This window comes from Gluconobacter sp. OJB (genome assembly GCF_039638275.1).
Taxonomy (GTDB): Bacteria; Pseudomonadota; Alphaproteobacteria; order Acetobacterales; family Acetobacteraceae; genus Gluconobacter; species Gluconobacter cerevisiae.
In genome coordinates, this window is record NZ_JBDIWH010000001.1 from 41,228 (window position 1) to 59,932 (window position 18,705).

At 56.4% G+C, this 18,705-nt stretch carries 18 protein-coding genes; 11 read left to right on the forward strand and 7 right to left on the reverse strand.

Going from position 1 to position 18,705, the window contains the following annotated elements:
• Window positions 1-9: 9 nt before the first annotated feature.
• Entirely contained in the window at window positions 10-3,798 is a 3,789-nt protein-coding gene (locus tag ABDK74_RS00175) for a glycoside hydrolase family 99-like domain-containing protein (protein ID WP_346002240.1), read from the reverse strand.
• A gap of 141 nt (window positions 3,799-3,939) precedes the next feature.
• Here ABDK74_RS00175 and ABDK74_RS00180 point away from each other — a divergent pair, with 141 nt between their 5' ends.
• From ABDK74_RS00180 to ABDK74_RS00220, 9 genes are all read left to right on the forward strand, one after another.
• Window positions 3,940-5,130: a homoserine O-acetyltransferase gene (locus tag ABDK74_RS00180; protein ID WP_346002241.1), complete on the forward strand. Its 1,191-nt coding sequence runs from the start codon at window positions 3,940-3,942 to the stop codon at window positions 5,128-5,130.
• Window positions 5,130-5,735, forward strand: coding sequence for a methionine biosynthesis protein MetW (metW, locus tag ABDK74_RS00185; protein ID WP_346002242.1), 606 nt, complete (start codon window positions 5,130-5,132; stop codon window positions 5,733-5,735). The genes ABDK74_RS00180 and metW overlap by 1 nt, the downstream gene beginning before the upstream one ends.
• Window positions 5,736-5,830: 95 nt before the next feature.
• Complete coding sequence (locus ABDK74_RS00190; protein WP_346002243.1) at window positions 5,831-6,439, forward strand: nitroreductase family protein; 609 nt, start codon at window positions 5,831-5,833, stop codon at window positions 6,437-6,439.
• A gap of 260 nt (window positions 6,440-6,699) precedes the next feature.
• A complete protein-coding gene (locus tag ABDK74_RS00195) occupies window positions 6,700-7,995 on the forward strand; it encodes a DEAD/DEAH box helicase (RefSeq protein WP_194256066.1) in 1,296 nt (431 codons plus the stop codon).
• Between the two features lie 291 nt (window positions 7,996-8,286).
• Window positions 8,287-9,579: a phage integrase central domain-containing protein gene (locus ABDK74_RS00200; protein ID WP_346002244.1), complete on the forward strand. Its 1,293-nt coding sequence runs from the start codon at window positions 8,287-8,289 to the stop codon at window positions 9,577-9,579.
• 530 nt (window positions 9,580-10,109) lie between these two features.
• A complete protein-coding gene (locus ABDK74_RS00205; RefSeq protein ID WP_346002245.1) occupies window positions 10,110-10,316 on the forward strand; it encodes a hypothetical protein in 207 nt (68 codons plus the stop codon).
• Window positions 10,313-10,903 (forward strand): hypothetical protein, encoded by a 591-nt coding sequence (locus ABDK74_RS00210; RefSeq protein ID WP_346002246.1) that lies wholly within the window; start codon window positions 10,313-10,315, stop codon window positions 10,901-10,903. Before ABDK74_RS00205 ends, ABDK74_RS00210 begins: the two co-directional genes overlap by 4 nt.
• A 72-nt stretch (window positions 10,904-10,975) precedes the next feature.
• A complete protein-coding gene (locus tag ABDK74_RS00215; protein WP_346002247.1) occupies window positions 10,976-11,623 on the forward strand; it encodes a hypothetical protein in 648 nt (215 codons plus the stop codon).
• A complete protein-coding gene (locus ABDK74_RS00220; RefSeq protein WP_346002248.1) occupies window positions 11,620-12,267 on the forward strand; it encodes a hypothetical protein in 648 nt (215 codons plus the stop codon). The genes ABDK74_RS00215 and ABDK74_RS00220 overlap by 4 nt, the downstream gene beginning before the upstream one ends.
• Before the next feature lie 173 nt (window positions 12,268-12,440).
• Here ABDK74_RS00220 and ABDK74_RS00225 read toward each other — a convergent pair whose 3' ends face one another.
• The 4 genes from ABDK74_RS00225 to ABDK74_RS00240 form a co-directional block, all read right to left on the reverse strand.
• A complete protein-coding gene (locus ABDK74_RS00225) occupies window positions 12,441-12,839 on the reverse strand; it encodes a hypothetical protein (RefSeq protein ID WP_346002249.1) in 399 nt (132 codons plus the stop codon).
• A gap of 88 nt (window positions 12,840-12,927) precedes the next feature.
• Window positions 12,928-13,224 (reverse strand): hypothetical protein, encoded by a 297-nt coding sequence (locus ABDK74_RS00230; protein WP_015072505.1) that lies wholly within the window; start codon window positions 13,222-13,224, stop codon window positions 12,928-12,930.
• A gap of 6 nt (window positions 13,225-13,230) precedes the next feature.
• Window positions 13,231-13,455, reverse strand: a complete 225-nt coding sequence (locus tag ABDK74_RS00235) for a hypothetical protein (RefSeq protein WP_346002250.1) — start codon at window positions 13,453-13,455, stop codon at window positions 13,231-13,233.
• 165 nt (window positions 13,456-13,620) lie between these two features.
• A complete protein-coding gene (locus tag ABDK74_RS00240; protein ID WP_346004117.1) occupies window positions 13,621-14,259 on the reverse strand; it encodes a S24 family peptidase in 639 nt (212 codons plus the stop codon).
• Window positions 14,260-14,450: 191 nt separating this feature from the next.
• Between ABDK74_RS00240 and ABDK74_RS00245 the strand changes: the two genes are divergently transcribed.
• On the forward strand, window positions 14,451-14,693 hold the full coding sequence (locus ABDK74_RS00245) for a hypothetical protein (protein WP_007284186.1): 243 nt from the start codon (window positions 14,451-14,453) through the stop codon (window positions 14,691-14,693).
• A 90-nt stretch (window positions 14,694-14,783) separates the two neighbouring features.
• The gene (locus ABDK74_RS00250; RefSeq protein ID WP_346002251.1) at window positions 14,784-15,632 is read left to right on the forward strand and encodes an FkbM family methyltransferase; all 849 of its coding nucleotides are present in this window, start codon (window positions 14,784-14,786) and stop codon (window positions 15,630-15,632) included.
• A gap of 227 nt (window positions 15,633-15,859) precedes the next feature.
• On the opposite strand, the gene ABDK74_RS00255 is transcribed toward ABDK74_RS00250, so the two are convergent.
• Together ABDK74_RS00255 and ABDK74_RS00260 are read right to left on the reverse strand one after the other, a co-directional pair.
• Complete coding sequence (locus ABDK74_RS00255) at window positions 15,860-17,935, reverse strand: UvrD-helicase domain-containing protein (RefSeq protein WP_346002252.1); 2,076 nt, start codon at window positions 17,933-17,935, stop codon at window positions 15,860-15,862.
• Between the two features lie 2 nt (window positions 17,936-17,937).
• Window positions 17,938-18,705: a hypothetical protein gene (locus ABDK74_RS00260; protein WP_346002253.1), complete on the reverse strand. Its 768-nt coding sequence runs from the start codon at window positions 18,703-18,705 to the stop codon at window positions 17,938-17,940.

The window sequence follows — 18,705 nt, forward strand, 5'->3', positions numbered from 1 at the left end:
ATATTAAAATTAATTCGGAACAATTTTTTCTATATTATTTTTATTCACCAGACCGAATTGATTTTCCAACATGAGACGGTAATGATTTTGACGAGTTATATGAGACTCTGGAAGTTGTAGTTTCTTTTTAAGAATGTGATGAATATATGCTACTTCTTCAATGTGATTCCGTCGATTAAGAGTGTGTGTTGCTGAATCAGCGTGTCTTCGATGAATATTAAGAGGCTTTGCTATGTATATGACTTCGGAATTTTTTTGGGTCAGGAGTTCAATATAAATCCGCCAGTCACCAGCAACACGAAGGGTCTGTAAGTCTTTTTGGCAAGAGTTAATTGCGGAAAGCAAACGATCTCTTTTAAAAATAGCGCTACTGACATTGAGAACAAGATTGCGTTCGGACAAGCATCCTCTGACAAATTCTTCTCCTGTGAAGTGGCTATTACTTTCCAAAAGTAGTCCTGCAGTTTCTGAATAATAAGGACGATAAGATGGAGAAATTGGCATTCCATCTTCGTTTACGGAGCGGCTATCGGTAAATCCCATAACAATAGCCGCATTGTTTTTGATGCCATCTAGAATATTTTCAAGAAAATGAGGTTCGCAGAAGTCATCGGCCTCAGCAATCCAGATCCAGTCACCCTGCGCTAGCTTGAGAGCTCTGTGCCATTGACGGAAGACTGACCCCGAAGCAATATTGTTTTCAACACAAACGATATTTCTATTCCAGTCTTTTGCAGTCTGGCGGGCTATCTGTAAACTATTATCGTCCGATGCATCGTCAAGCACGATTATTTCGAAAATCGGTATGGTTTGTGCAAAAATTGAAGAAAGACGTCCACTCATGTAGTGGGCATAATTATGAGAAGGAATGACGACAGAAATTTTTGGTATCTCAGGCATAGAGAGGCTGAGAATTGTTTGTGTATAGTTTTTAAAATCGAAAGATTTTTGTGCAAATAATCCCGCTTTCTGACGCTCTTTATTTGTCCTCCGCATAGACCATTTCGCCATATCTTCAGACGCGTTGGCTAAAGTGGCAACATCTGCAAATGGAATAATTCTATTGTGAAAAATCTCATTACTGTTGATTTGTTTTAGAAGATCCGGGATTCCTCCTGCTTCGTCAAAAGCGGCGCATGGAAGGCCGGCTGCCAGCGCTTCCAAAACTACCGAAGGATATGGGTCTTCGCGGGAAGGCAGAACAAAAACATCTGCGGCGGCAAGCCATGCTGGGACATTATCTATTCTGCCTGGCATATGAAATGTTCCGCTGGAACACGCGTTTTCGAGTTCGACGTGAAGGCTATTTTTAAGTGATGGATCAATATCACCCAACCATACACAATGAGCTTTACCCCTCAGTTTACGCCAAAGCTGAAGAAACAGGTCAAACCCTTTTCGCAGATCCGCATAACCAGCCCCCATCACAACGGGGTCTGTTGTCGTGAAGCCCAACTGCTTGCGCATCATTTGTCGTGTCTGCATAGAAAATGATGCTGTAGAATACAGACCTTGTGGCAGGATTTTCAGGTTTTTTGCTGCTTCAAGATTCAGTTTTTTAGCCATACTATTGGTTGGAACAATGATTTGTCGTGCCAGTTTGCAGGCAAGTTCCATTGACGGATAAAGATTGCGACTACGAAGAAGAGTCGGGAGTTCGTGAATAAGGAACACGAAATCGATATTGGCCTGTGCAAGGCCTGGTGCTGCAGTCGAAGCCGCTGCACTATTGATAATTGCTGAATGAAAGCCTTTTTTCTGAAGAGCACTAAGTTTGTGAAGAGTCGTCTCTGATTCTACGGCAATAATCTCAGTGGGTGCCACGCTATGGAATTCGTTGAGGAGCGTACCCCCTTCAAGAAGAAGGAATCGAATTTCAACTCCAAAGTAATGTTTTAGCGCACGTCCCGTTTCTAAAAGTAATTTCTGGGCGCCAGCAGGAAAGGCATCATGACCAATTAGCAAAAGCTTTGATCGTGACTGGCTTTTCCCAAAGCCAGTGCAGGCACGGGCCGTTGCATTGAGGTATGCGCTTCCGAAATGCTGGTCTGGTTCCAGATAAGCTCCTTCTGCCCATTCGTTCCAGGCGTTGATGCAGACAACGGACTCTCCGAAAAATGTATTAGTCTGTGCGTGTTCGATCAGACCACTCAGCCAGTGTTCGTAGAGTTCGGGCGTTGATCCATGAAGGACAAGCCCTTTTCCCTGTCGGCGTGCGTCGTTGTCCCAGGAAGGAGCCGCAGTGCGGATAAGGGGAAAGGGTGTTTTGGGCTGTGCTAAAGCTGTGTTTACGACTTCATTGTAATCATAGACCTGACCACTGAATTCATTATCAAAAAGATGAATTTCATCATTTATCAGGCTGCAAGCCGAGACAACTTTGTGAGGTGGAAATTCGATAGCGCCATCCAGACCAAAAAGGTCAGGGTTTTCATCCCCGAAAGCCTGTCCCATGACAAAGAGTGGATCTATTCCATGTCTTTTTCGGAATATGGAGCGCCATTTGATTATAGCGGCCGGAGCGTCCGGGATTGTTCCAGGCCGATAGATCATGAGCACAGGACGACCGTCGAAATGGATATAGCGCGGGTCCTTTAGGTAGTGTGCAAAGCAGTCTACGAGAGCCTCATCGTCTTCAGGTCTATAATTTTGTGCAATCAACAGGTCTTCGTCCGATCCGTCCCATCGACGGCTCCAGTTTTCATTGGCCCACATGAGGCAGAATGGAAGATCGATTTGCGGGTTTGACAGCAAAATATCTAAAGGTTGTTCAAGCAGGCGTGTACGGTTGAACCAGTAGAAATAGAAAATAAACCCTTCAATACCGGCCGCATGGGCCATTCTAGCCTGTCGTTCGAGAATTTCTGGAGAATTCAGGGTGTAATGACCCAGATCTCTTGGAATGCGCGGCTGATAATGATCAGAAAAACGTGGAACGCCACGAGAGAGGTTGGTCCATTCCGTGAAGCCATCCCCCCACCAGGCGTCATTTTCTGGGATACTGTGAAACTGTGGCAGGTAGTAAGCTAAGACGCGTGCACGACGAATGGCGCTTGCCGGGAGGGGGGCAGCTTTTTCGAAAAAGGGGCCTGGTTTGCTCCTGCGCTTTATTTCGCCAAAAACAGATACTTCCGTTTCTGGGCTGCAAGGATGTACATCCGGCCGATCACGGTTTTCCAGATAGTGAAGTAATGGATTACTTTCTGGAGAATGTCGTAAATGTTTCCGTCTGTAATAAAGAGGGTCAAATCCGTCAAAGGGACGTCTCGCTTCGCGGAAGCCCTGAACCATGTAATGTTCAAGCGCATCCAATCCGGCTTTGGCGACGTCTGGGTAAGAGCGCAGATAGAATTCCGGATCAAACTCGGGAATTGGGCGCAATGGTGTGTTGTGACGGTTCAGCAAATAGTGGGCGAGGGCTGGCATCCGTTCGGGAACGCGGTAAGTCCGGGCGTACCATATGGGATCGAACCATGCGATCGGACGTCGTCCTTCGCGCTCTCCCCGAAGAATATAGTGAAGTAATGGATCGCCAATAACGTCACGATTCTGGCTGAGATACCAGTGAGGGTCAAAAAAAGCATTGGGTTTGCGGCCTTCGCGCCACCCATGCTGGTGGTAATGGCGCAGGACTTCGGTTCCGAATGCTTTCAGATCCGGGTTGGATTGCAGGTAGTAGAATGCGTCAAACAGCCCCGAATGCCCGAGGATCTGCAGAGGCGATGCATCGACCGGGAAAAGCGGTGATTGTGAATCTTCGACAGGGGAATGTGAAAACGCATTCGGCATATGCGGCATTTTTACGTTTTTTTAACTTTATTCAAGCCGTTAATTCATCGTCAATCCAAAAGGAATTTGCTCGTATTGTCGGGCAGTGTCATATCGTGGCGCCAGGAAGGTAATGCTGCCTTCCATCGTGGCATCAGAGGCAGGTTAACGATGGACATCAGCGTGTTACCGATTGTCGCGGATAGTCCGGTTCATAAGCACCGGATCGTGTGCCTTGAGGGCGGTCTTGATCTGGAATGCGGTGTGCATCTGGCGCCTCTGGAGGTTGCCTATTGTACATATGGCACGCTCTCGCCGACGCGCGACAATGCCATTCTGGTCTGCCACGCCTTAACGGGCGACCAGTATCTCGCGGAACAGCAGCCCCTGACCGGAAAACCCGGTTGGTGGAGCCGCATGGTAGGGCCCGGTCTTCCGATTGATACGGATCGTTATTTCGTGGTGTGTTCCAATGTCCTGGGGGGCTGCATGGGCACGACGGGGCCACGATCTATCTGCGCCGCAACGGGAAAAGCATGGGACAGCGCGTTCCCGCCTATCACCATGCACGACATTGTGGCGGCTCAGGCCAAGCTGATCGACCATCTGGGGATTGATCGTCTGTTTGCCGTTATTGGCGGATCAATGGGCGGAATGCAGGCGCTGACCTGGGCTGCGGATTTCCCGGACCGGGTGTTTGCTGCCATGCCGATTGCAACGTCTCCTTTTCATTCCGCTCAGAATATCGCGTTTAATGAAGTCAGCCGGCAGGCTATTTTTGCCGACCCCGACTGGCATGATGGCCACTACAGGGATTTCGATGCCATACCGGCTCGTGGGCTCGGGGTTGCGCGGATGATGGCGCATATCACCTATCTATCGGAGGAGGCGCTCAGCAGGAAGTTCGGGCGGCGGATCCGGCATGACGCTGCCACAGCCGTGCCTGCGTCCAGCAGCCCGTCTCTGTTCGGCGAGATGTTCGAGGTCGAGAGCTACCTGCGCCATCAGGGCTCGTCGTTTGTGCGCCGTTTCGATGCCAATTCCTATCTGACCATCACGCGTGCGATGGATTATTTCGACCTGGCAGCTGAACATGATGGCGATCTGGCTAATCCGTTCCGGGAATCGCAGACGCGTTTCTGTGTCGTATCTTTCAGCTCTGACTGGCTTTTTCCGACGTCTCAGTCGCGCCTTCTGGTGAGGGCACTCAATCGGGCAGGGGCAAACGTCTCGTTCGTCGAGATCGAGAGCGATCGCGGTCACGACGCCTTTCTGCTGGAAGAACCGGATTTTGACAGGACAATCCGGGGCTTCATCAATGGCGCTGCCGAGCATGCAGCCCTTCTGGCGGGAGAAGGCTGATGCGTGTTGACCAACGCCTGATTGCAGAAATGATTGCGCCTCGGTCGCGCGTTCTGGATGTCGGAAGCGGAGACGGCACACTCATCGACTATCTGTACCGGACGCGCTCATGCGATGCCCGCGGCATTGAAATTGACATGCAGAACGTCACACAGTCCGTTGCGCACGGTCTGCCTGTCATGCACGGCGATGCGGACCATGATCTGGCGGATTATCCGGATGGTACGTTCGATTATGTCGTGCTGCAAAGAACTCTTCAGGCTGTCGAGCGTCCGCGGGAAGTGTTGAAACAAATGCTCCGGATTGGCCACCATGCAATTATATCCTTCCCGAATTTTGGACACTGGCGACTAAGACTTCAGCTCCTGACAACAGGGCGCATGCCGATGACGCCTGTCTGGAGTACACCCTGGTATTCGACGCCAAACATCCATCCCTGTACGATCCGTGACTTTCTCGTTCTTTGTGAAGAAGAGGGATATGTTGTCCAGCAGTGGCTGGCGATTGATGAAGATGGTGCCAGAGCGCCCTGGCGTCGGTCTAGCAGACTTGCCAATCTCTTCGGAGAGCAGGCGATGTTCCTGCTGCGACGAGCAGAGCCCTGACCGGGTTCAATCGTTTGCAACCTTTCCTTCAGGGAAAGGTTTGAAGTCACAGGCCTGATGCAGGTCTTTCACCATGAGAGCGGAGTGTAGGATTCATGAGCGAAATTCTTCAGGCCATCGCATCCCGTCGTGCGACCAAACATTTTGATCCGAAATATCAGATCACGGATGCCGATCTGACGGCGATTCTGGAGGCAGCCCGTTATGCGCCAACTGCGTTCAATATCCAGAACTATCGTTTTCTGGTTGTGCGGAATCCGGAGCAGCGTCGCAGAATTCGTGCTGCCGCGTGGGATCAACCGCAAGTCGAGGAATGTTCTGCACTGATCATCATGTGTGCCGACATCAAGGCGTGGGAAAAGGATCCTGCGCGTTACTGGAAAGACGCGCCGGAAGCCGTGCGGGAAGGATATGTCGGCATGATCCGCTCTTATTATGAAGGGCGTGAACAGGTGCAGCGGGATGAAGGGTTCCGGTCCTGTGGTCTGGCGGCCTATGCGCTTATGATGGCTGCGTCGGCATACGGCCTTCAGACGTGCCCGATGGACGGGTTTGATTTTGACCGGGTCGGGGAAATCATCAATCTCCCATCGGATCATGAAATTGTGATGTTTGTCGCGCTCGGACGTGAGGCATCATCGCCACGGCCGCGCGGTGGCGTCTTGCCTCTTGATGCACTGGTTCAATACGACAGCTTCGCCTGATGGCAAAATTCAAGAAATAGCAATGGTTTTTCACAGAATGCCATTGCTGTATCCTTGCAATGGGACAAGTGCTGTCCTACATCCCTTGAGCACTTCAGGGCATTTTCTGAAATGTGACGATGACTTCGTGATCCTGCTTGTTCTACGGACAAATCAGGCAAGAGGTGATCTGCAATAAAAACCTGCGGCCAATTGGCCGGGTGGGATGTATAGCGGTGCGGTTAACTGAGCATGACCTTGCCGTCTCAAAGGAGAGGTCCATGACCAGTTTCGCCGAACTCAATCTTGCCGAGCCAATTCAGAAGGCTCTCGCGGAAGAGGGTTACACCACCCCGACGCCAATTCAGGCCGGAGCTATTCCCTATCTTCTGGAAGGTCGTGACCTTCTGGGACTTGCCCAGACCGGTACTGGCAAAACTGCAGCATTTGCGCTGCCGATCCTGAACCATATCTTTTCAAACCGGCGTCCTGCTCCCCCAAAGGGTGTTCGGGCTCTAGTTCTGGCGCCAACGCGCGAACTGGCATCCCAGATCGGCGAAAGCTTCGCCGCTTATGCGCGGCACATGAAGTTTTCCTACGCTGTCGTGTTCGGCGGTGTGGGGCAGGGACGGCAGATTGAAGCGACGCGCCGCGGCGTTGACGTTCTCGTGGCCGCGCCGGGCCGTCTGCTTGATCTGATCGGGCAGAAGTATATCGATCTCTCCAGTCTTGAAATCCTCGTGCTGGATGAGGCCGACCGGATGCTGGACATGGGCTTCGTGCGCGACATTCAGCGCATTATGGCTCTCCTGCCCAAGCAGCGTCAGACGTTGCTGTTTTCAGCCACCATGCCGCCATCCATCAGCGATTTGGCTCATTCCCTTCTGAAGGACCCGGCGACCGTTCAGGTGACCCCTGAATCGAGCACAGTCGATCGTATTAATCAGGCTGTCATGTTTGTTGACTCTGACAGCAAGAAAGACGCTGCTCTCATGCTGCTTGAAAGTCCGAGCGTCGCGCGGGCCGTGGTCTTCACGCTGATGAAGCACGAAGCCAACAAGGTTGCAGAATTTCTGAACAAAAACGGCATTCGGGCCGAAGCCATCCACGGCAACAAGTCTCAAGGCGCCCGTGAGCGCGCCATGGCGGGTTTCCGTAGCGGTGCCATCAAGGCATTGGTTGCCACGGACATTGCTGCGCGTGGCATCGACGTGGACGAAGTTAGCCATGTCTTCAATTATGATCTGCCCAATGTTCCGGAATCCTACGTACACCGTATTGGTCGGACGGCGCGCGCAGGACGTGAGGGCTGTGCAGTGTCGCTGTGCGATGCCGAACAGCGCGCATGGCTCAAGGATATTGAAAAGAAAATCGGCAAGCCTATTCCCGTCGTGACCGATCATCCCTTCCATTCCGAAGAGGCGCGCCTGTCCACGCAGCGTCCTCCTGTTCTTGGCGGCGGTCGTGGTGGCGGAGGAGGCGGGCGCCGTCGTTCGGGACCGCCCTCCGGCGGTCGTCCGGGTGGTGGTCGTGGGGGAGCTCCCAGCCGCGGCGGCCCCCGTTCCGGCCCTCGCTGATCTATTTTTAAAATACTTTCTAAAAAACCCGCTTCTACACCATGTGCAGAAGCGGGTTTTTTTATGTTGTTGTGCGGATAAAAAAGCTCAAAGCAGCACAAATTAAATCAATAGAATTTGAGGGTTTTGGCGGAGAGGGTGTCCGCCGATCTGGGGCGTCATGAAAGGGCGGATCAGCGCAATAACCCTTGTTTTTCATGGTTTTAAGGAAAATCATGCCATCCTGAAGAAGCAGATGGACGCATTGAAACCCATCCCGTAAGGTGGGACGGAAGATGGGACTGAAAAGCCATGAGCAAGCTTCCGCCGAACCAGATGAATGCCCGCAAGGTCGCCTCCCTTAAAGACGGGGTTCACGGCGATGGCGGAAATTTATGGATCACCGTCCGGGGCGACACCCGGGCCTGGACCTTCCGCTACAAAAGCCCTGAGACCGGCAAAAGACGGGAGATGGGACTCGGTCCCGCCCGGGATATTTCTCTGGCCGATGCCCGGCTCCGGGCGACCGAGAACCGGCGCCTGCTTCTGGAAGGGCTCGACCCGCTGGAAGAGAAAGCCCGGCAGAAGGGGGAAACCGTTCAGGAGCGTACCTTCGCGCAGGTTGCCGAGCAGTACATCACCGAACAGGCGCCGGGCTGGAAAGATCCACGCTCGGCGCCCATGTGGCGCAGCTCTCTGGAGCGTCATGTTTATCCCGTCCTCGGCTCGAGACCGATTGGCAGCGTGCAGACAGAAGACGTGCTCGCTGTCCTGCGACCGATCTGGGAGAGCACGACCGAAACCGCAACACGGCTGCGTGGACGGATGGAGCGTATTCTGGACTACGCGCAGAGCCATCACTGGCGCGAGGGGGAGAACCCGGCCCGCTGGCGGGGGCACCTGGCGAACATCCTCCCCAAACCCACGGCAGTCACGAAGGTGGTGCATCATGCCGCCTTGCCCTATCGCGACCTCCCGCCAGTCTACAGCCGGCTCGGCGCCGAGCATGGGGTAGGAGCTCTGGCCGCACGGTTCGTCTGCCTGACCGCAACCCGGTCTGGCGAGGTCCGCAAGGCCCTGTGGTCGGAGATCGATCTGAAGAAAAAGATCTGGACCATCCCGGCCGAGCGGATGAAGGCCGGGCGGGAGCATCGTGTGCCCCTGACGAACGGAGCGATGGCTTTGCTGTATAAAGTCCAGACCCTGAGATCCAGTTCCGGTGAGGACAGTTTCGTGTTTCCCGGTGGCCGGGTCGGTTCGCCGTTGAGCGATGTCGCGGTCTCCAAAGCCCTCCATCAGGCCGCAGGCACGAAGGATGTGACGATCCATGGTTTGCGCTCCAGCTTCCGGGACTGGGCGGCCGAGGAAACCGACTTCCCGAGGGAGGTCGCCGAAATGGCTTTGGCCCATGCCATCGGTGACAAGGTCGAGGCCGCCTATCGCCGCGGGGATCTCTTCAACAGGCGTTCCGAGATGATGCATGCCTGGGAACGCTTCTGTGCCGGGCAATCCACGGAGGCGGTCGCAAAGCCGCCGCGTTCCAATCCTGACAGCGCGCCGCTCTTCACCTGGAAAGACTCTGAAATCGGAGATCCAGATGCCTGAAGGCCCGTCAAAAGCCCAATGACGCGTCACGGATTGCGTCGTACCGGTCCGCACAATCTCAGTGACGCGTCATCAATGCGCTATGTCGCCATTCCATGAGCAGCTCAAAAGAATGGCACTGCGCCATGAAATCGTGCTGCCAGATCGCTTAAGATGGCACGATACCGGGTTTTTGGAGCAAGGCTCCAAAAAACCCTTTCAAAACAGTTCCTTAAAACCGTTTCATGTTCGTGCCCTGCTGAGGGCGTCCGCATCACGCTGTGACGCGTCATCCAGAGCTGCACGCGCCCCCGTGCCGGGGTCGCGCCGCCCTAAGGGCGGCGGTGCAGAATTCGGCCTCTGTCCCTCTCTCATGACGGGAAATGATCAGAGGGTTCTGTCGTTTTTTGGCTTAGCAAGGGAGGACCGGGCTGGTCCTCACCCCAGAGGGGCTCACGCGGGGCGTGAGCTTGAATGGTCGCCGTGCGACCAGAGCGAGGGTTTTCTCTCTTGTTTTCTCTGGGGCTCTCTTCTCTTTGGAGCCTTTCGCAATGACCAGATTAGTCACCGAACTCGACACGCTTTTTGATGCCCACGCCGTGCTTGCGGGCGTCGTTCTTCCCACACTGCGCGATGTGATCGCGCAGCCCGGAGCCTTCACAAGCGACACCCGGCTTGAGGGCACGCTGATCGTTCTGGCGCAGACGGTCCGCTCCCTGAACCGGGCGCTGACGAACCGCGTAGGAGACCGGACATGATGTCCTTCCGGCGCACGGACATGGCTGTCCGCCTGATGGGTCTCGTCTCCTCCCGCGATCGCCCGGACGCTCCGCTCGAGCCGACCGGGACAGCGATCTGTCTGTACGATCTTGTTCTGTCCCGGGCCGAACCCGTGCCCGTGGCTGAACGGTTGGGCCTGTGGTTTCCCTGTCAGGAGGCCGATCCTGACGCGGCACACAGACAGGCTCTGCGCGACCAGATCCTGCAGCAGCCCATGCCAGATTTAACGGGTGCAGGAGAGGACGGCACAGACAGCATCCTCTCTTCTCCTGTCCTTCTTCCGGATCTCGTTCTGCTCATGGGGGTGCAGGAGATGGCCTGGCTCGGCCCCTGCTCAACGAAAACGCCGCAGGTCATGACCCTGGGCGATCTGATGCACCGGCTTGCGTCAGAACTGGCGGGCGTTGGAAGGGATCCGGAAGAACTTCTGGCCCGGTTTATCGCGGAAGACCAATCGGGCGTTCATCCGGCTTCCGATCTCGTCCGTATTCATGCCGCAGCGCGGCTGATTGAAGCGATCTGCACCGGCCAGGTCCCCGAGGGCGGCCTCACGTATCGCCTGTAATACCTGACACCGACAGTCCAGACGGCGTCGGCCTGTCCCTTCATTTCATCTTCTCAAAAATCTGGAGGCTTCATGCTTCTTACAAAAACTCCGGTCGCTACGGCGACCGCGCACCGTCACACGCGCTCATTTTTCGAGCCCACGGATGACGATCTCGATCTGTATCGCGACATCAGTTTCAGGCTGAAGGCACAGCCGCCCTCAAGCCTGTTCCGCTACCTCCAGCCAGAAGGACGGCACCTTATGCAACTTGGCGATGAAGAACCCGGCGTCTGGGCCTGCCTCCTGCGCAGGGTCGAGCAGCGCTGGCCCGGTCTACCCAGCCGTGGCCGCGTTGCTTCTGACGGAACCCGGTTGAATTCAGCGCTTGAGCGCATTGCTTACGAGGCCGTCAAACCCGTCGTTCCGCGGGATGTCGCGCTGGATCTGGAAATCGCCCTCGACCCGTCTCAGCAGCCACGGTTCTATTCCGATTTCGCGATCCGTTTCGGGTCACGTGTCATGCATATCGAAATTGTAGGCGCCTGCGGTGCGGACCGCGTGACCCGAAACAATTGGGAATCCCATCTGCTAGCGCAGTTCGACCGACGACTGGAGGTCTACCGGCAGCAGCGCCTTACGCCCGAGATCTGGTATCTCAACGATCTTCTTGAGCCAGCGCAGTTACAGAAGCGTTTCCTCGCCCTTGTAGCGCAGCTTCGCGCGGGAGGCGGGTCATGACCCCTGGTCCGATCCGGCTGCCGCGCTGGCCCATCACGCGCCTGAAACTCCTCGATATCACGCCGGATCAGAAAGGAGCGCCCTATGCGGGCGCTCCCGTCACGCTGCTGCAAAGGGACGGCTTTGTCGAAGGGCGCAGCCTGCTCTGGCTCGGCGCCCCCCGGCGTTCCTCGGGTCATCTGGAAGAAAGTCCCGACGAGCATGGTCAGCCTGCCCTGACCATCAGCGATCCCCTGTTCCGGGCCCTGATGCCGGTGGATGCCCCGCGACCCTTTATTCTGGCGGGATTTCACATGTCCTTCCTGCGCCGCGTGCTGGGTGGGCCGCAGGATCGACCACCGTATGATCTCTGCCTGTACCGGCTCGCACGCCAGCGGGCGTCCTGGTTGCGGCCGTGTGGGTTGCAGGAATCCGTTCTCGAACTACGGACAGACCTGATGACAGAACTGACGCAGGACAGCCCATTTCTGCGTCTGAAATGCGCAACGGCTCTGCTTGAAACACTGCTGGAATGGGAGCCGCTGAACCGGCTGCTGGTGCTGTCAAGCAATGTCGTCTCTCCACCGCCTGGCGAGGAGGAACCCTTCGGTCAGGCCGCAGAGTGGGCCTGTCTGCCTCAAGGTCCCGCCATGCTGGAAGACTGAGTGACCAGCGGATGCGTGGATCGTGGCGGAGGGCTCCTCCACGGTGCCCTCAGACCTGTACGATGCATGCCGGTTTTCAGCGATGTGGGTTAGCCCCTCTGCTTGTAACGGCAGAGGGGGCTCTCTCTCTCTCTCTCTCTCTCTCTCTCTCTCTCTCTCTCTATTGCGTAACCTCAGAACAGCCCGCTGCCGGTTTTGACAGCGGAGGCGTTCATGGTGTGGTGCCAGACGACATCGCCGTTGAAGATCACGGTCAGCGTCTTTTCGGTGCCATGGGTGCCCTGATGCAGATCGCCATACAGCGGAATGAAGTTGGCGGCGTCAGACGAGGCGTTGGTGAACGCATAGCGCCACTGCTCATGACCGCTATCGGTGAACGTGCTCTCGCGAGGGTCTCCGAACAGGGCTCGGATCTGATCCTTGGTGGTCACGCCATCGTGGATCTTCTGATCAATGGAGGCGCTGGTCTCGTTTTTGAGGGTTTCGTTTCCTTCCGAGGCACAGCCTGTCAGGGCGATCAGCCCCGTGAGAGACAACGTGACGGCAAGAGTTCTGAGAAAACGTGCAGACATGCGGGATCCTTTGCTGTTTTTGCAAAACAGTCGATGACGGGAGAATTGGAAAAAAGCGGGCGACCTGCCGAAAAACGAACGGACCGTCTCAGTCCAGCCCGCGAAGCCTCCGGCGGTCTTCAGCAGCTTTCAGTTTCCGGAGAAACGGTTCTCGCGGAGCCGTCCAACAGCTCATGCCCAGAATGAACGCAAAGAGCGGATGCCAGGGCAGAGCCAGCGCGATGCCGCACAAAAGACAGATGCCCGCTCCGAACCACGAGACATATCTCAGCAGAACCCGCGTCTCGTCTTCCTCGGCACCATACTCTTCGAGATAGGCAGCCAGACGGGCCGCGCGTTTTGCTTCGGTCGCTTCGCTGTACAGACCGTCTGTTGAAGACGTCATGAGCGCTTATCTCCCCCAGTGGGCGTGGAAGACGACCCGGATCACCAGCGCCGTGCCCAGCATCAGCGCCGCAGGCGGCAGGATGTCGCGCGCCTTCAGCCACGCGAACAGCCTGACCGACGATCCGAGCGCCAGTACCAGCAGGAGAAGAACGATCAGGACAAGGAGGATGGAGACGACCATGTCAGACGCCCCCTGACAGGCAAGAACAGAGGCCAGACCAGAAGACACAACGGGACAAAGACATCATCGCCAGCTCCTTGAGGTTCCTGTGTGGCAGGACAGCCCTGCACACACGATGAACTCAACAAGCCTGATGATATACGATTTCCCGCTTACCGTCAATACGGATATGCGCCCGTTTTGAGAAACAGGTTCCCGTATATCGCAAACGCCTCAGGGATGAGGCACGCCGCCGGTCCAGACCACTTCGCCGAGCAGTTTAAAGCAGTCCAGACGATCAGCTTCGACGTCCTGAGGTGGGTAGCGATGATTGTCAGCAATCACCCGGACCCCGCCACCGAGTTTGGGATCAAGGCGACGGATCAGAACGGCGCCAGCACTCTCCAGGGCATAGAGCGCGCTGCCCGTCACAGCTGTGACGCTCCGGTCCACGATGACCAGATCGCCTGAGGACAGGGTCGGCTCCATCGCATCCCCCGCATTGCTGATAAGGCAGAGGGACGTAAGGTCCCGGGGAATGATGCCCTGCAACCAGTCGCGGCCAATCCGCAGACCGTCTTCATGATGATCATACCAGGGCACGACGATCTGACGGGTCGAGGTGGTCTGCACCGCTGTCGTCCCGGAGGGTGAGCCGCCAGCCGTGGCAAAGGCGATCCAGTCCAGAGACACACCGCAGACCCGGGCCAGGGATGCGAGGGCGGAGAATTTCATCTCCCCGCCATTCATGTAATCCCTCAGGGTCGTATACGGCACGCCCGCTGCCTTGGCGGCATGGGTGATACCAATACTCTGGGCCGCTTCGCGGAGGCGCTCGCCGCGCTCGCGCATCAGGCGGATCTGGTCGTCCATGAGTTTACGCTTTCGCCTGGAATGTCGGGGCACGCAGAGGGTCCTCATTCGGAAATGAGGTATGAATACGATATTCCGCTTGATATGTAAGTCGGAAAACCGTATCACTTGACGTCGAAATGTTGCGTGGCCCGTGACTCGTCATCGTCAGATCCTCGCATGAAACCGACATTTTTGTCCAAGGGATTGTCATGCCTGAAGATCCACTGTTGCCACCACCCCGCCCAGCCGGTCTCGAAGACCTGCATGCCGGTCTGCATGACGTGCTGCGTCTGATCGAGATCGAGCATGCGCTGCTCAAAGGGCGGTTGGAGAGCCTGCGGGCGGATACGGAAGGTGCGCGCCTGCTGGAGGGCGTGATGGTGCTCGGGGCCGTGCTGCAACAGCGGATGGGCGGTCTGCTCCAGCTCTGCCGCGAGGTCGGGAAGCTGTGACGGACCGGTCCGTCGGACACAGCACGTCCTGAACCTGCCGTTTGCTTCATCGAAGCCCCGTTGCTCTCTTCCATACGGTCATCATCTCTTATGTCAGAACACTCAGAACTGTCTTCCGAGCACGTTGTGCTGGACGGACACCCTCTCTCACGTGCGCTTCCTTTTGGTGCCTATCCATTGACGGACGTGCAGAAGAAAATCCGGAAGATCTTCTTCAACACGCCGTTGGGATACAGTCGTCTGCGTCGGCCGTTTATTGAACGGTTCAAACGAGACTGCTCCTCAGGTCCTGTCGATGCGACCCTGTTCGGGCTGAAGGTGCGGTTTTACCCGCAGGACAACCAGACGGACGCAAAATCGGCGGTGTGTGGCGCGTGCTACAATCATCGCGAGCTGAGATGGCTGCGGCGCCATCTGCCAAAGGGTGGGACGTTTGTGGATGTTGGCGCGAATATGGGGTTCTTCTCCCTGTATGCCGCACAGCGGGAGGCCCGTGTCATCGCCGTTGAACCGAACCCGGTCCTGTTCGAGCGGCTGACGACCAATGTGACGCTGAACGGAATGCGGGCCCATCTCCTCCGTGTCGCCGTTGGGGATCAGGAGGGCTCTGGTCAGCTCGTGCAGGTGAACGGGGATTTCGGCGGTGGTCGGATTGGTGCGGGACACGGTGCTCCAGTTCGGATCCGTCCGCTTCTGGACATTCTGCAGGCCTGTGATGTGACGGCCGTGCATGTTCTGAAGATCGACATCGAGGGCTACGAAGACCGGGCGCTGCTGCCGTTTTTCCGCGAGGCGCCGGCCGCGTTGTGGCCCGATTATCTCATCATGGAAGACACCGAGCATGGCCGGTGGGTCCAGGACGTCTTTCCGGTGCTGCGTCGGTGTGGGTATGAGCGCCGTGGGCGTAGTCGTGGGAATCTTCTCCTCTCCAGATTTTGAGTGACGCTGGGGAGAAGAGGCTTGTCTGCTTTGGGGGGGGGGGGGGGGAGCGGAATGTCCGCTATAGGATGCTCCGACTGCAAAAGCAGCCATTGTCACAGATACGATTACTAATGCAGAAAATAGTAAATAAAGTTACTATAATTTTTATAATTTATCTTAATTAAATCAAATTAATATTTAAAATATTATCTCTTAATCTTATATATTCCATTTATAATCTTGAGTTATTTTCGATATTGCGTAGTGAAGTCAGCAAGGTATTCTGATGTAGGCATTACTCCAGTCAGCAACAAATGCTCACGTGCCCGCGTACAGGCCACATAAAGCAGCCGGCGCTCGGTTTCGTAGATTTCGTCGAGTTCCGCCTCATCGGCGGCGTCAGCGACACGCTCATCCAAAGGTAGGAGTCCCTCGTCGCAGGCCATCACAACAACGGCGCGAAATTCCAGCCCCTTGGCTAGGCTCATAGGCGCGGTTGTCATCTCATCAGCGCCAGAGAGCCCGGCGATGGCGGCCCGGGCACGCGTGACGAGATGCGGCGTTCGTACGAACAGGCCGATCTCGTGCGACCTAATCCCTTCTGCGCGCCAAGTCTTGACGGTCTGGCGGACCGTGGCTGCTTCCGCAGCGACGTCGGCGAGGGATTTCACCTCCGGCGTCGGACCGTCGAAGACCGAGATAATGCCGCGGCGCTCGTCCTCCAGTCCATCGGTATCGCGTAGCACGGTGGGCAACAGCTTGTCGGCTGCACTGCGGATCTGTTGCGAGGTGCGGTAGCAGACTTTGAGCGTGTGGGAGCGGCCTTTCACGTCGACGCCTAGGCTCGCCCACGAGAAGGGATGCTGGAAGATGCGCTGTCCGATGTCGCCTGACAGGAACAGGCCATCTGGTTTCGCCGGGGCCAACGCTGCGAAAAATCGAAGCTCGGCTGGGGCAAGGTCTTGGGCTTCGTCGATGACGACGTGGTCGAAGGGCTTGTTCTCGCGCTTAGCAAGTGCATCGGCCAAACCGTTGAAGACATTTGCCCAAGTGGTGTAGCGCTCCGCCGCCAGCGCATCGCGCACCACTTGGAACACTGGCCACAGGCGAGCGCGCTGGTTGGGTCCGAGCCGGCTCTTGCGGCCCATGCGCTGCACAGTCGAATAGGTGTCGAGCGACGTCAGCCCCCAAGCGTCGATGACGTTGGTCCACTCAGACAACAGAAAGCGCTCGGAAAAGCCCTTGAGATCGATGGACGCGGCGGCGGCCCGTAGGCGCTCGCGCAGCACGACATCATTGGCGATGCGGGGCCGCACCCCATGTTCGAGCTGAAACATCTGCTCAGCAATGCCCTGGAACGACGCCGTAGTAATCCGAGGGACGACGCCACTGGTCTCGGGCGCCAAGACCAGCACCTTTTTCGACAGTTCCGCCGCCAGAGGCTCGGAGAAACTGGCCAGCAGTACCTTCGCGATCGGAGTCTCGCGGGCGAGACGGACGGCGCGATGAATGGCCACGATGGTTTTTCCGGTACCCGCCGAGCCGGCAACGCGCCCCGGCCCCGAGAATGAGCGCTCGACCAGCGTCCTTTGGGAGGGGTGGAGAAAGACGCCCCATTTCTCCCACGGGAAGGCGAGCGCCTGCTCCAACTCCTCCTGGTCGGCGATCAGCCTGATCCGTCGCAGGGCATCGGGATGGGCGAAGGGATTGGCCGCGACGAGAACTGGTGTCGGCGTGACCAGCCTGCCGGTCGCGGCATATTCTAGGAGGGCTTCAGAGGCTTCGGCCGGGAGGTGAGAGGCCAGCGCGAAGAAACCATCCTCGCTTGCCGCGCGAACGTCGACCAGCCAGTCGGCGGGAACGCCGATCGAGAGCAGCGCGTCGTCGTTCAGTGAGGCGAACAGCGCTGGTGCGGTGTCGGCTTTCTCCTCGTCCTTGGCGTGCTCGGGGAAGACGAAATGGAGCGTTGGCGGTGGGGCGACATCTTCTACGCGCTCGCGTACCTCGACGATCTGGACGGCGCCAGTGCGCGGATGTGCCTCGATCCGGCGGCGTTCGGCCCAGGCGTAGGCGTCGTCGTGATGGCCGACATAAGCAACCAGCAGGCTCTGGCCGGTCCTGTGGACGATCAGGCGGATGTCGCGGTTCACGCGCGCAGACCAAAAATTCTGGTCCTTGCTCTTATCGATGCGATGCAACTGGAGGCCGTTGCCGGTCGGATTCATCTGAAGATCAAAGACGCTTGCCTTCACAGCCTTCTGATCTAGGCCAGGCAGGCGGCTAAACGAAGCAGTGAAAGTATCTGCGATCAAAAAATTCATGTTTAGCCCACCGCCAACTTGACACCCTCGCGTGCCAACAACCCCAGACGACCGCGCTCATGGAGCCCACCGCTTAGCCAATTCGGCAGGAGCGCTCCTTGGGATGCGAAGTGTTCAGTGTGAACTACCATAACCTTGTCATCCGTGTAGGTAACTTCGTTGATGGTGCGCCATCGACCAGGGCGTGCCTTGGTGAGAGCCTTCCGACATGCGGCAACGTAGTTCCCGCGCGTACCGAGACCCAACATCAGGATCAACTTCGTCTGGGGAGGTAAATCGCTAAGAAAGCGAGTCGTGCAATTTTCCAGAACGATCTGCCCAAAATCTCGCGCGACAAACTTGTCGAGCATACCGCCACCTGTCCCTTTCCATTGCCTCTCGGAAGCCGTCTCTTTTTCATCGAAACGCTCGACTGTGCATCGGATTAGGGAAGCGAAGTGAAATCGACCATTCCTATTTGCTATCGCCTGATCCACAAGTCGGCTTTCAGGGGCAGGCAATAGCCCGATATGGTGCAGAATCTTTGCGAGATTGGTCCGACCGCCCCGATAGGCGATTTGGTCATGTGGCTGAAGGGCCAAAGCTCCGGCTTGCGTCGGTCCTTTTGAAAAGCCCAGCACGAGAATTTCCGGTGCCGGATTGCCCCAAGCCAACGGATTGGCTGTGATCCGCCAGCCGTTGGCTTCTGTTCGCATGACGTCGAAAGCATAAGCTTGCCCGCGATGACAAAGGGCACATTCCACGCGACCATGATCGGGAAGGAGTGTCAT

What these genes read in the sequence shown, in the direction of transcription:
- ABDK74_RS00240 (WP_346004117.1), bottom strand. Translation starts at nt 14,259, where the DNA reads ATGGACGACCAGATCCGCCTGATGCGCGAGCGCGGCGAGCGCCTCCGC.
- ABDK74_RS00195 (WP_194256066.1), top strand. Translation starts at nt 6,700, where the DNA reads ATGACCAGTTTCGCCGAACTCAATCTTGCCGAGCCAATTCAGAAGGCT.
- ABDK74_RS00230 (WP_015072505.1), bottom strand. Translation starts at nt 13,224, where the DNA reads ATGACGTCTTCAACAGACGGTCTGTACAGCGAAGCGACCGAAGCAAAA.
- ABDK74_RS00190 (WP_346002243.1), top strand. Translation starts at nt 5,831, where the DNA reads ATGAGCGAAATTCTTCAGGCCATCGCATCCCGTCGTGCGACCAAACAT.
- ABDK74_RS00255 (WP_346002252.1), bottom strand. Translation starts at nt 17,935, where the DNA reads ATGAATTTTTTGATCGCAGATACTTTCACTGCTTCGTTTAGCCGCCTG.
- ABDK74_RS00210 (WP_346002246.1), top strand. Translation starts at nt 10,313, where the DNA reads ATGATGTCCTTCCGGCGCACGGACATGGCTGTCCGCCTGATGGGTCTC.
- ABDK74_RS00215 (WP_346002247.1), top strand. Translation starts at nt 10,976, where the DNA reads ATGCTTCTTACAAAAACTCCGGTCGCTACGGCGACCGCGCACCGTCAC.
- ABDK74_RS00245 (WP_007284186.1), top strand. Translation starts at nt 14,451, where the DNA reads ATGCCTGAAGATCCACTGTTGCCACCACCCCGCCCAGCCGGTCTCGAA.
- ABDK74_RS00175 (WP_346002240.1), bottom strand. Translation starts at nt 3,798, where the DNA reads ATGCCGCATATGCCGAATGCGTTTTCACATTCCCCTGTCGAAGATTCA.
- ABDK74_RS00250 (WP_346002251.1), top strand. Translation starts at nt 14,784, where the DNA reads ATGTCAGAACACTCAGAACTGTCTTCCGAGCACGTTGTGCTGGACGGA.
- ABDK74_RS00260 (WP_346002253.1), bottom strand. Translation starts at nt 18,705, where the DNA reads ATGACACTCCTTCCCGATCATGGTCGCGTGGAATGTGCCCTTTGTCAT.
- ABDK74_RS00205 (WP_346002245.1), top strand. Translation starts at nt 10,110, where the DNA reads ATGACCAGATTAGTCACCGAACTCGACACGCTTTTTGATGCCCACGCC.
- ABDK74_RS00220 (WP_346002248.1), top strand. Translation starts at nt 11,620, where the DNA reads ATGACCCCTGGTCCGATCCGGCTGCCGCGCTGGCCCATCACGCGCCTG.
- ABDK74_RS00225 (WP_346002249.1), bottom strand. Translation starts at nt 12,839, where the DNA reads ATGTCTGCACGTTTTCTCAGAACTCTTGCCGTCACGTTGTCTCTCACG.
- ABDK74_RS00200 (WP_346002244.1), top strand. Translation starts at nt 8,287, where the DNA reads ATGAGCAAGCTTCCGCCGAACCAGATGAATGCCCGCAAGGTCGCCTCC.
- metW (WP_346002242.1), top strand. Translation starts at nt 5,130, where the DNA reads ATGCGTGTTGACCAACGCCTGATTGCAGAAATGATTGCGCCTCGGTCG.
- ABDK74_RS00180 (WP_346002241.1), top strand. Translation starts at nt 3,940, where the DNA reads ATGGACATCAGCGTGTTACCGATTGTCGCGGATAGTCCGGTTCATAAG.